Origin of the sequence: Inediibacterium massiliense, from assembly GCF_001282725.1 — a bacterium.
GTDB classification, from domain to species: Bacteria; Bacillota; Clostridia; order Peptostreptococcales; family Thermotaleaceae; genus Anaerophilus; species Anaerophilus massiliensis.
Window position 1 is genome coordinate 26,158 of the sequence record NZ_LN876585.1, and the last position, 12,959, is coordinate 39,116.

Here is a 12,959-nt window from a genome sequence, read left to right on the forward strand (position 1 = left end):
TACTATAGGAGAGATTTATGATACAATGCTTTGAAAGGGGTGAGGAATATAAATAAGAAAAATAATTTTTAAAAATATGAAGCGCCAGAACTTAAATTGGGTCGGATATGATTTAAGTTGACGAGGACAGGGTTCATCGAGATTTCGGCGGATACTCTGCGGTGTAATCACCACCGATAAAGAGCTTACAAAACCTTTAAGTGATTGAAGGGACAAATAGGCTTGGGTGATAGAGGGTAGTATTTTGTCTATTTACTACCTATAGTTGTGTATTGCCAAAATTTAAATTTAAAGGAGAATAAAACATGTGTGGAATCGTTGGATATATTGGAAACAAGGAAGTAGCACCTATTTTAATAGATGGATTATCAAAGCTTGAATATAGAGGATATGATTCAGCAGGAGTTGCTATTTATGATGAAGGAGAAGTAAAGGTAAGAAAATATAAAGGAAGAATTAGTATATTAGAAGAAAATCTTAAAAAAGAAACTATAAAAGGAACAATTGGTATAGGACATACAAGATGGGCAACTCATGGAGAGCCATCTGATAGAAATTCCCATCCTCATACAAATTATTCTGGAAATATTGCACTGATTCATAATGGAATTATTGAAAATTATATGAAACTAAAAGAATGGTTAATTAGTGTGAATGGAGACCATTTTAAATCTGAAACTGACTCAGAAGTAATTGCTCATTTAATTGATTATTTTTATGAAGGAGATCTATTAGATGCAGTATATAAAGCCATTGAAAAAATGGAAGGAGCTTATGCAATAGGTGTAATCTGTAAAGATGAACCAGATAAGATTGTAGCTGTAAGAAAAGACAGCCCACTTATTGTGGGATTAGGAGAGAATGAAAACTTTATTGCATCAGATATTCCAGCTCTTTTAAAATACACAAAAGATATTTATTTAATTGAAAATGATGAAGTTGTTCTTCTTACAAAAGATGAAGTAAAGATTTTTAATGAATTTAGGCAAGTTGTAGAAAGAGATGTTTTTAAAGTTACATGGAATGCAGAAGCCGCAGAAAAAGAAGGATATCCTCATTTTATGCTCAAAGAAATCAATGAGCAACCTAAAGGAGTATATGATACACTTCACAGAAGATTAGATAAAGAAGACAATATTGTTCTTGATGGAATCAAAATTACAAAAGAGGATTTAGAAAAAATCAATAAAGTATATATTGTTGCGTGCGGAACTGCTTATCATGCAGGATTAGTGGGAAAATACGCTATTGAGAAATTTGCAAAAATCCCTGTAGAAGTAGATGTAGCATCAGAATTTAGATATAGAGATCCATTTGTGGATGAAAATACATTATTTATTGCAGTAAGTCAATCAGGAGAAACTTTAGATACTCTAGCTGCTCTAAGAGAGGCAAAAAGAAAAGGAGCAAGAATATTATCTATTGTAAACGTAGTAGGTTCTTCTGTAGCACGTGAATCAGATGATGTATTTTATACTTGGGCAGGACCGGAAATTGCAGTAGCATCTACAAAGGCTTATACAACTCAGCTTGTATCTATGTATTTGATTGCTCTTCATATGGCTATCACAAAGGGAAGTATTACAGATGAAGAATATAAAAAATATGTAAAAGTATTAAAAGAGATGCCAGATAAAATAGAGAGAATCGTAGAAGATGAAGAATCCATACAAAAAATTGCAGATGAGCAATTTAACAATGAAGATGTATTCTATATTGGTAGGGGAGTAGATGTAGCAGTAGCTTATGAAGGATCATTAAAATTAAAAGAAATATCCTATATTCACTCTGAAGCTATTGGAGCAGGAGAATTAAAGCATGGAACTATTGCCCTTATTGAAGAAGGTAGATTAGTAATAGCTCTAGCTACGCAAGATGGGTTGTATGATAAGATGTTATCTAACATTCAAGAAGTACGTGCAAGAGGAGCTTATGTAATAGGTGTTGCCAAAGAAGGAAACAAAGAAATAGAAAAAGTCGCAGATAAAGTAATTTATATTCCAGATACATTAAATGAATTTACACCTATTTTAAGTGTCATCCCACTTCAAATACTTGCTTATTATATCGCAGTGGCAAGAGGCTGCGATGTGGATAAACCAAAAAATTTAGCAAAATCCGTAACAGTGGAATAGGAAATATATTCTAATAAAGTAAAAATTGTCCAATAAAAATAAACTCGTTCCAATAAAAAAAAACCCCTACAGAGAAAAATAAACTCGTTCCGAAAATGAGAGAAAAAATCAGAGGAAAACAGGAAAGAACTCCTGCTTTTCCCTTTTTTTATTGAGGAAAAAAGGCAGGTGATAAGGGGAGAAAGATTTAAGGAAAAAGAGAGAAATTGGAGCAATGGCTCAGGATTAAGGGGAGAAAAAAGATTGAAAAAAGACAGAGAAAAATCTTATTCTTTTCCTCTTAGCCATTATCTTTTTCCTAAACTTTCTTACCAACTTTATTTTCAATTTTTGATAGATAAAAGGAATTTTAAGGAAATTAAAAATGGAGATTTCGGAATGAGTTTTTTACATACAAAAAATGGAAGGTTGGAAAATGGAGGTTTTGGTGAGAATGAGTAAATTTGTTTTTAAGATGGATGAAGAAGCAGAAGAGTTTTGTATGTTAATTGCCAGTGAAATGAGAAAGTTATTTGGAATTACAGAAGAAGAAGCAATAGGAAGGATAAATAGATTTTGGTCAAATTTAGGAACTTTTGAAGGAGAAGATATGTTAATATATCATGAAACAGGAGAGTTTTGGGCTAAGGAAATTTGTTATGGACATGATTCTAAATGGTGGGCTAAAGAAGGGAAAGAAGATATTAAGCCTATACCTTTTCCATAAAAATATATTTGTGAAGAAGATATTTGTAGACAACAATTATTAAGGCATATTGCATAATAAAAAAGAGGCAGAGAGTTATTTAACAAAAATAAAAGGAAACTTTAATATTGTTAAATAATGTTTAAGGTTATGGCGGTTATCTTATGATAGCCGTTTTGCCATTGTTCTTCGAAAGAGAGCAAAATTTAGTAAAATGAAATGTATAAGCCTAAAGAAATGTATCCGTCAAATACAGCACATATACTTATGATGTTTTAAATAGGTTAATTAAAACAAAAGATCCAGAAGGAAATGAAGAACAATATTTCTATGATGCAGGGAAATATATGATTCAGAAGAAGAATGTAAAAGGTGTATCTACTTATTATGAGTATGATGTGCTAGGAAGATTAATTCGCGAAAAAGCTCCAACAGCAAATGATAAAATAGCAATAACAAGATCTATATATGATGCAGCTGGAAATAAAATTAAGGAGATAGAACTGAAATATTACGATTCTACAAAAGATACATCAGATCTCATTCATACAATGATCGGACTATCTTATACTTATGATAATATGAATCGTTTGAAATCTATTATGTCTCCTGAAGGAAATATAATAGAATATAGAAAATATGATGCAAGAGGAAATCTAAAAAAAGTAGTAGATGGATTAAGATATACTGGAAACATGGAAACGTCACCTGGAAATATATATATTTATGATCACTTGAATAGATTAACATGTATTAAAGATGAAAAAGAAAATGCTATTTATTATAAGTATGATTTAATGAACAACTTACTTGAGAAAACGGATGCAAAAAATAATAAAACAAAATTTGAATATAATTCAGATGGAACTCTTGCAAAAATGATATTTTCTGATAGAGGAATCGTTGAATATACTTATGATAAATTAGGAAGAAAACTTACAGAGAAGGATCCATTAGGAAATATTACATTCTATAGTTATAATGGCTTTGGACAAGTCATATCTGTGAAAGATTCATATAACCATAGTATAGAATATGAATATGATGCAAATAGTAATTTAATACGAGAGAGGGATAAAAAAGGAAATGAAACAACTTATATCTATGATCAGAAAAATAGATTAATCGAAAAAAAAAATACCCCTTGAAAAAAACAATGAAACAATTATATATAAAATTCAAAAGTATTCTTATGATGAGTTAGGAAATATTAAAAAAGTTATTGAAACAGGAACAAAAGATAGCACATCATAAAGAGAAATAAATTATACGTATTATAATAATAATCTACTAGATACTATAACCGATAATAGTGGAAGCTATACAGAAAATATTTATGACCAAAATGGAAATCTTATAGTGAAAAAGATTTTAAGAAGTCCAGAATTATATGATGTGTATAAATATGAATATGATAATCGCAACAGACAAATTAGAAATATAAAATTAGTAGATGAAAAAAATATATACAATTGAGAAAAAATCCATAACATTTCAAGCATTAGAGACGGTGAATATAAAGGAAAAATACAGCTTATTACAGAATATAAGTACGATATTCTTGGAAATAAAGTTGCTACCATACATCCAAGAGCCTTTGAATACTTAGATAAAGATCAAAAGAATAGAAATAAATATACTACGAGATATAGCTATGATCAATTAAATCGATTAGAGAAAACTATTTGGAATTATAATGATAATGAAGTATATCAACAATATTTTTATGATGAAGTAGGTAATAAAATTAAAGAAAGAAATGAAAAAGGTAACATTACATCATATAGCTATGACAATATGAATCGAATAAAAACTATACAAAATCCATTAGGATATAAAATAACCTATCAGTATGATTTAGTAGGAAATAAATTATCAGAGACAAATGAATTGAACCACACAATGACTTATACCTATGATAAATTAAATAGGTTAGAAAGAACTATTGATCCTTATGGAGTGGTAATTAGTAAAAAAGTATATGGTGCAAATGGAAATGTTATAAAAGAAATTGATGCAAAAGGCTACTTATCAGGAAGTACAGATAATGATAGATATGGAATAGAATATAAATATGATCTTGCAAATAGATGGACAGAAATCGCACATCCTCAAATGTATCAATTTAATAATTATATGCTTAAATCTGAGGTAACATATGAATACAATCAATATAGTCAAAAGATTAAAACAACTGACGGAGAGGGAAATGTTACAAAATATGAATATGACAATGGACCTAAATTAGTTGCAGTAATTGATGCATTAGGTGATTATACAAGATATTCTTATGACCAAGCAGGAAATAAACTCACAATAACTAACGGAAATGGACAAACTACAAAATATATTTATGGAGAATGTGGCTTACTCATAGAAGTAAGAGATGCTGACAATAATTTAATTACTTATTAATATGATTTAGAATTAAATTTAGCAAAAATGGTAGATAAAAATGGTAATAAGATATTATATACCTATGATTTAAGAAATTTATTATTGACTAAAGAGATACCCAAAACAGGAGAGTATATCAGTTATGATTATGATTCTGTTGGAAATAAAATATGTATGTATGAGGTTACAGGAAGAACTATATATGATTATGATGATAAAAATCAATTAATTAATATAACGAAGGATTATATTACCAAAAATGTTTATTGTTATGATAAAATAGGAAATATAGTATCTGTGGAAGATGAAAAAGGATTTAAAACAACATATACCTATGACAAATCTAGCAGAATGATCACCGTGAGTTATGATGTTCTAGGCACTACTAAAACTATAACTTATGATTATGATGAAAATGGAAATAGGAAAGCTATAAATTATGAAGGAGGCATAACAGAAGAATATAATTATGATCAAAATAATAATCTTACGACTATTATTAATAGAAAGTCTAATGGAGATATTCTTTCTAGTTATAGCTATATATATGATTTAGAAAGTAGAAAAAAAGCTAAGACAGATCATTATGGTACAACGTACTATGAGTATTACTCTACAGGGCAAATAAAAACAGTAGAAGAGCCTGATAAAACTTCTATATATAAATATGATCACGTAGGAAATAGGGAGCACCTTAGAGAAACTTATAAATCTCATCAAGTATTTAACGAATTACCTGATAATAAAATAAAATATAGAATTAAGGATAGCTGGTATAAGTACTCTAAAACAAATATGTTACTAATACTTGTAGAAAATATGAAGAGTGTATCAAATGATAGAGTCATACAAAAAATAACCCATTATACTTATGATAAAAATGAAAATCAATTAACAGAAACATCAGAGTATATCAAACCTCGTGTTAATAAAGATGAAATAAAACCCAATTTCCAACTAAGTATATATGGAGATAGTATTAATACACCTATAGATCCGCTTATTTACCTTGTAAAAAATCAATATGATGGTTTTAATAGGCTAAAAAAAATAGAATCTATAAAAGGTGGAAAAAGAACAATTATTCTTTATGAATACGATGGAGATAATCTTAGAACAAGAAAGATTGTTAAAAATTCGAGTGATGGATATATTCCTAAAGAAACAAATTATTTATATGATAGACAACATGTTATATTAGAAACAAATAAAGATCATTTGGTGATTGCAAGATATGTAAGAGGAATCAATTATATATCTAGAATAGATTCACAAGATCATCATTCCTATTACTTATATAATGGACATGGAGATGTAGTACAAACAGTTTCAGAAGCAGGCAATATAGAGAATGAATATAACTATGACATATTTGGAAAGGTTACTTTATCCAAAGAGAAATATACAAACCCAATTAGATATGCAGGAGAGTTTTTTGATGAAGAAGCAGGACTATATTATTTAAGAGCAAGATATTATAATCCATATATAGGAAGATTCATTAGTGAAGATAGCTATTGGGGAGAAGATACAAATCCACTTAGTTTAAACTTATATACATACTGCTATAATGATCCAATGAATTATATAGATCCTACAGGACATTGGCCATCATGGAATAAAGTGAAAAGTTATGCAAAATCAGCTTATAAATCAATAACAAAAGCTGCAAGTAAAAGTAGTAGTTCAAATAAGCGTAGCAAAAAAAGACGTTCTAGTAGTAGAAATTCAGGAACGACCATTGGGGCAGCTATAGGAACGGTTATAGGAGGTCCAGTGGGAGGTGCTGAAGCTATTTCCAATGCTGTAGCAACAAATAAAGATGCCATAATATTTAATCCTGCAGTGCCTAACCTAGATGAGTATGGTTTAAAAAAGAAGAAAAAGAAATATCGTGCTCATATGACCCAATATATTGTAATTGGTGAATTTTTAGACAATACATATAGATCCTGGGGTATTTCAAGACCAATTGGACATATAAGTTATTTGCCTAAACAGTCTGATGATCCAGTTGAAAATCATTCAATGGGTGCAGTAAAGAAGGGAATAAGGGAAAAGAAAATAGACAGCCAACACATAAATTATAATACTCAAGTGATATATGTTTAATGGATGAAGTAAAGAAAATTATAAAAGAACCAAATAAGGAGAGATAGAAGAATGATTAAAAAAATAATTTTTACTATATTAATTTTTACTGTAATAATATCTTCTTATTACCTAATTAACAAAGATTACTTGATTAGCACAGCAACAGATGAGGAGGAATATATGCTTAACAATATCAATATTTATAAAGATACTCCTGTATGGGAATTAGCATTAGCTGTAAGAGACCAAAAAATTAAAATGATAGAAAAATTAGTAAAAGATAAACCACAGTTGTTAAATTATCAGGAACCTAAATACGGTGCTACACTATTATTTTGGTCCGTAGGAATGGAAAAGTATAAATCAGCAGAGACCTTGTTAAAATGTGGTGCTGATCCCAATATAGCCTCAACACCAGAAGGAGAGACTCCTCTTTATTTAGCAACACATTATTCTTGGATAGATAATGATGCCAAAAAAGATCCGAAATATGTAAAACTCTTGTTGCGTTATGGTGCCGATCCCAATAAAAATTATATTGGAAGTGAAAAAACTATTATAGACCAAGGACAAAGTCCATTAATGAATTCAATACTATGTGGCATTGAAAAAACAAAAGCCTTAGTAGAAGCAGGAGCCGATATTAACTACAAAACAAAAACAGGAAATACAGCAGCAATTGAAGCATTACTAATGAATATGTGTCCAGAATATGCATATTATTTAATTGTTGAAAAAAAAGCAAAAGTATCAGAACCATATTATATAGAAATAAGTTATGGGGACGAAGATCCTAACGAAAAATTTTTTCCAGTAACTTTATTAAGAGATTGGGTATTTGATTTAGATTCAAAGGAATATAAAATGAAAATGGAGATTGTTGAAGAATTTGCACGACAAGGTGTAAATTATTGGGACACTAAAATTCCTAATGATATACTTGAACAGATAAAAGAAATTTATCCAAATACTTGGAAAGAATATATAAAAAAATATTAATACTATGTTGTACGAAAACAATGAGCAATGAGTCTATAGTTTCCAACATAACTTTCTAATAAAACCCTGCAGAAGTGATCTAAACTTCTGTAGGGTTTTATGGAGTATAGATAAATCTGTGATTATCTGTTATTAAACTTAGGATCTCTTCAAAAAAAGGATATTTTTCTTTGGTTTTATCAGCCATTTTTGTGGATAATCCTTTAATATTTTCTAAAATGTCTATGATCGAGAAGCTGTATGGGAGTTAATAGAAAGCTATAAATTAATAGCCATCATAAGCAACAAGGGATATATCAATAAAAATTTAACCCCAGACCTAAAAAAAGAAAAAGATATTCATCTAATATTTATGAAAAGAAATAAGAGTAAAGATTCATATTCCAAATAGCTTCCCTAGTATATTTCCAAATTTAGAAGACGAATTGAGACTATAACGTAATAATATTTTAGGTAAAAAAGCAAATTAGTGACGCATTAAAGGACTTGTATTTGGATACTATATCCATAAATTTGTGATGAAAGTAACAAAAGGAATATTAAGACCGTTTTCGTTTCTATAATATTTCTAAAAAGTATTTTTAACAATTCATACAATGAATTACATTAATATTTTAATAATTAGAAAAGGAGAAGTGATATTGTGAATAAAATAAAGAATAAAAATAATATTCATAAAAAAAGAAATCATAAATCTAATTATTTAGAAGAAATTAATGAATGTCAAAATCATATTTTTAATCCGTATCACTATCTAGGAGGAGATATACCTCCTTTTATAAAACATCCAGGACGACCTGCTCTGCTAGGGTTGTTTATGATTTTATCTTCTATAGTATATGGAGGAGTATACACTTATATATTTTTTTTACATGGTAATTTTGATAGCTTAATCCAATTAACTGGAATGATTGTTGCATCTATACTTATATATGGCATTATAGGATTACAGTTCATTGGAGGAATAAGACTTATTAAAAAAAGTTATAAATTAAAACCTCAAAATAAAAGTAAAATAATAAAATTTTGCATATGTGTAATATTTATTATGGTATTATTATTAACAGTTCTACATGTATCTTTATATAAGGAAAGAGAGATAAAAATAACGTCTCCTGATCAATATTATTGGAAGAGTATAGATAATACTAACTATATACATTTAGTAGAAAAAGATATAGATTTGAAATATAGTCATAATTATGATTCACAGTTTAAAAAAATAAAGTTTCACGATGATGAAATATTAAAAAATAATTCATTCATCATTGTTTATAAACAGAATAGATTAATTTCTAGCTGTGGGAAATTAATTAAATTTACTATAATACGAAATCAGAATAAAAAATTAGAGACATTAGGAACTGAATGAAGTGAGAGCAATTTTTTTGGCAAACGTGGTATTAGAAGCAAAAGTGAGTTGAATGAAGATCTTGTAAAAAATGTTGACAATCCAGTGATAAAAGATATAGAGGATGAAATGAGGATAAAGTATGACAAAATGTAAAAGCACGACAAAGACTGTAACAATTGTTATGATTATTATGGTAGTAAGTAGACTATTAGGATTTATTCGTGAAGTTATAATGATCAATGCATTTGGTAGAGGGGTAGAAACAGATGCTTTTTTTGCTGCATTTACTATACCTGATTTAATGTATATGTTGCTTGTTGGAGGTGCACTGAGTGCAGCGTTTATTCCTGTATTTACAAGTTATTTAGTTACAGAGGGAGAAAAAGAAGCTTGGAAAGTAGGATCTTCTTTTATTAATTTAATTGTTTTCGCCCTGTTTTTTATATCTATAATAGGGATATTATTTGCTCAATATTTAGTTCCATTTGTTGCATATGGTTTCAAAGGAGAAGAGCTAGCTCTTACGATTAAATTAACTCGTTTTATGTTTCCAGCCGTAACATTTACTGCTCTTGCAGGACTAACATCAGGTGTTTTACAAGGGTATAAGAAATTTTATGTTTCTTATATAGGACCCATTTTATATAATATAGGGATTATTTTTGGAACAATTTTTCTATCAAAATATTTAGGGATTGTAGGGACTGCTATAGGAGTAATTATAGGAGCAGTTGTTAATTTTTTATTTCAATTTTTTTTCCTAAAAAATAAAATGAAATATTATCGTCTAGATTTTGATCTAAAACATCCTGGAGTACAAAAAATTTTCAAGTTAATTCTTCCTACGTTGATTGGATTATCTGTAACGCAAGTAAATTTAATTGTAAATCAGAATATTGCTTCACTACTAGATACAGGAAGTATTACAGCATTAAGATTGGCCAATCGTATTATCCAATTACCTTTAGGTATTTTTGCAATGAGTATTGCAAGTGTAATTTTCCCAACGATTACTTCCCAGATCGCAAAAGGAGAAGTGGAAAAATTTAAAGATACTTTTTCTTTAGGACTAAGAAATATACTATTTGTGATCATACCATCAGCTGTTGGGCTTCTTATACTTAGATTGCCTTTAATAAGATTATTGTTTGTACATGGAGCTTTTACAGAGCAGGATGCATTCATAACAGCGCAAGTTCTACTTTATTATATATTAGGATTAATTGCACAAGCAGGGATACAAATTTTAATGAGAGGTTTTTATGCAAATCATGATACAAAGACTCCATTAAAGATCAGCATTATTACAGTTGCATCAAACATATTACTCAATATTGTTTTTGTTAAATATACTTCCTTTGGTGTTAAGGGGTTAGCTTTTGCATATTCTATTACAAGCCTTCTAAATATGATTATATTGTATTATATTTTTACCAAAAAAATGAATGGAATCAAAGATAAAGAAATATTCATCTCTATAGGAAAAACACTTTTAGCATGTATTGGAATGGGCATTGTTGTTTTTATTGTAGATATGTATTTAGCTAGATTTATCAATCCATTTGATAAAGATTTACAAATACTGAAAATAGGGGTATCAAGTATTGTAGGCATGGGGATATTTGTATTTATTGCTTATTTATTGAGAATGGAAGAATTAAATAGGGTAGTAAAAATATTATTGCGAAAATAATATAGATAAAATTTAAAAAAAGTGTAAAGTATTGTCAAAGTAGTCTATACTTATGTAGGTATTCAATTAAAAATATGCCTCCTATTCGAGACTAGTGAATAGAAGGCATATTTTTTAGCTAAATACGAAATTGATTCATAAGTGTTTTTAATGGAATGGAGATTTCATTAAGTTGTTGTGCTGTATGTGAAATCATATCAATACTTGCTGATTGTTCTTCAACAGATGCAGCAGCTTCTTCAGAAAGAGCAGATATATCCTCGATTATAGTAAGAATTTGTTCTTTGTTTTGATCTATATCTTTTATATGCATAGAAACATTTTAATTTTTATGTTTTAAAGATAGATGAGAGAAATGAAAATGAGAATCAATATATATAATAATAGAAAAAACATTGTAAACCATAACTTACTTAGGTTATAATAAACACAATCTCTAAGCTCTTGTCATAAGTGATAGAGCTATTTTTTTAGAAAATAATAGAATAGGAGAATGGTTATAAACTTTAGTGAGCAAGAGGGGAGCATAAAATGAAAATTGAATTCATTGATCTCGTAGAACATTTTGTGCATACTGCTTTTCAAGTAGAAGGAGTATATCATTATAGTATTGAACCGGGAAGCTTTGGTAGTACAAAAACGTCACCATTTCCAGGATTTATCTTTCCCTTGGGAGGGCAAGCGAATTTTCTTTTTGATGGGACTTCTTACACAGCAGGTGTTGGAAGTGTAATCCATGGTGGTGCAAATATGAGTTTAAGTAAAAGTGTAGTTGGTAAAAAGAAATGGAATTATATCTTGGTTCTTTATAGTATTCGTAAGCCTGAACCAGAAGGATTTTCTTTAGAGAATACACATTTTGAACTTGTTATAGGACAAAGTCCTAGGCTGGTTGAGTTGTTACAACGATTATGGAGAGTATCCAATCAACCAGGAGCAATTGCTGCATTTCAAACGGAAACCATATTTCGTTGTATATTAGATGAAATTTTTATATGTGTACGTAATCAATCAAGTGGTGATGATCGGATATTGTTTAAACAAGTATCAGATTATATTCATGAATATTACATGGATACACTTACTATTCGATCTCTTGCAGAATTGCATGGGGTAAATGAAAATAGATTATTCTATGTATTCTCGAAATATGCAGGAATGGGAGCAGGAGATTATCTTATGATTCATCGACTCAATCGTGCAAAAGAATTATTAGTAACAGGTGATGCTTCTGTAGTATCAGTAGCAAAAAGTGTTGGTTATCATGATCCATATCATTTTAGCAAGAGATTTAAAAAGCAATTTGGTATTTCACCAAGTAAATTTAGGCAGAAGTTTAGATATAAAGGGTGATGATTCTTAAATTATTTTATATGATTTATATTGAAAAAAGAGATAAAAGAAAGTTTTTAGATTCTTATTGTGAAGGATTTAAGAGCTTTCTTTTTTTATACTTTTTTATATTTATTTTTGTTGAAAACATAATAAAAATAGTAGCTTGTCTCATTAAAATTTTTCAATTACATTATTTCATTATTGAATGTGCCATTTAAAAGAAATTCAGGAATAATGCATTATGGATTCAGTAATCATCCATTTTCA

Annotated in this window: 11 protein-coding genes; 10 read left to right on the forward strand and 1 reads right to left on the reverse strand. The window is 28.8% G+C overall.

The annotated features are described in order from the left end of the window. Nucleotides 1–305 precede the first annotated feature (305 nt). The 9 genes from glmS to murJ all read left to right on the forward strand — a co-directional run bounded on the left by glmS (nucleotide 306) and on the right by murJ (nucleotide 11,357). Nucleotides 306–2,135: a glutamine--fructose-6-phosphate transaminase (isomerizing) gene (gene glmS, locus BN2409_RS03065; protein WP_053955202.1), complete on the forward strand. Its 1,830-nt coding sequence runs from the start codon at nucleotides 306–308 to the stop codon at nucleotides 2,133–2,135. Between the two features lie 243 nt (nucleotides 2,136–2,378). Beyond that, nucleotides 2,379–2,576: a hypothetical protein gene (locus BN2409_RS03070; RefSeq protein WP_199872909.1), complete on the forward strand. Its 198-nt coding sequence runs from the start codon at nucleotides 2,379–2,381 to the stop codon at nucleotides 2,574–2,576. Beyond that, nucleotides 2,569–2,841, forward strand: coding sequence for a hypothetical protein (locus tag BN2409_RS03075; protein WP_053955204.1), 273 nt, complete (start codon nucleotides 2,569–2,571; stop codon nucleotides 2,839–2,841). Before BN2409_RS03070 ends, BN2409_RS03075 begins: the two co-directional genes overlap by 8 nt. A 326-nt stretch (nucleotides 2,842–3,167) precedes the next feature. Beyond that, nucleotides 3,168–3,968 (forward strand): RHS repeat protein, encoded by an 801-nt coding sequence (locus BN2409_RS03080; RefSeq protein ID WP_053955205.1) that lies wholly within the window; start codon nucleotides 3,168–3,170, stop codon nucleotides 3,966–3,968. A 649-nt stretch (nucleotides 3,969–4,617) separates the two neighbouring features. After that, nucleotides 4,618–5,235: an RHS repeat protein gene (locus BN2409_RS03085; RefSeq protein ID WP_053955206.1), complete on the forward strand. Its 618-nt coding sequence runs from the start codon at nucleotides 4,618–4,620 to the stop codon at nucleotides 5,233–5,235. A gap of 27 nt (nucleotides 5,236–5,262) precedes the next feature. After that, nucleotides 5,263–7,329: an RHS repeat-associated core domain-containing protein gene (locus tag BN2409_RS03090; protein ID WP_053955207.1), complete on the forward strand. Its 2,067-nt coding sequence runs from the start codon at nucleotides 5,263–5,265 to the stop codon at nucleotides 7,327–7,329. A 51-nt stretch (nucleotides 7,330–7,380) separates the two neighbouring features. Continuing rightward, the gene (locus tag BN2409_RS03095) at nucleotides 7,381–8,310 is read left to right on the forward strand and encodes an ankyrin repeat domain-containing protein (RefSeq protein WP_053955208.1); all 930 of its coding nucleotides are present in this window, start codon (nucleotides 7,381–7,383) and stop codon (nucleotides 8,308–8,310) included. Between the two features lie 643 nt (nucleotides 8,311–8,953). After that, nucleotides 8,954–9,682, forward strand: coding sequence for a hypothetical protein (locus BN2409_RS03100; protein ID WP_053955209.1), 729 nt, complete (start codon nucleotides 8,954–8,956; stop codon nucleotides 9,680–9,682). Between the two features lie 121 nt (nucleotides 9,683–9,803). Beyond that, nucleotides 9,804–11,357 (forward strand): murein biosynthesis integral membrane protein MurJ, encoded by a 1,554-nt coding sequence (murJ, locus tag BN2409_RS03105; protein WP_053955210.1) that lies wholly within the window; start codon nucleotides 9,804–9,806, stop codon nucleotides 11,355–11,357. Nucleotides 11,358–11,475: 118 nt separating this feature from the next. Here the strand turns inward: murJ and BN2409_RS03110 are convergent, their stop codons facing one another. Next, a complete protein-coding gene (locus tag BN2409_RS03110) occupies nucleotides 11,476–11,670 on the reverse strand; it encodes a hypothetical protein (protein ID WP_053955211.1) in 195 nt (64 codons plus the stop codon). 218 nt (nucleotides 11,671–11,888) lie between these two features. Here BN2409_RS03110 and BN2409_RS03115 point away from each other — a divergent pair, with 218 nt between their 5' ends. Further along, the gene (locus BN2409_RS03115; protein ID WP_053955212.1) at nucleotides 11,889–12,710 is read left to right on the forward strand and encodes a helix-turn-helix domain-containing protein; all 822 of its coding nucleotides are present in this window, start codon (nucleotides 11,889–11,891) and stop codon (nucleotides 12,708–12,710) included. Nucleotides 12,711–12,959: the final 249 nt, after the last annotated feature.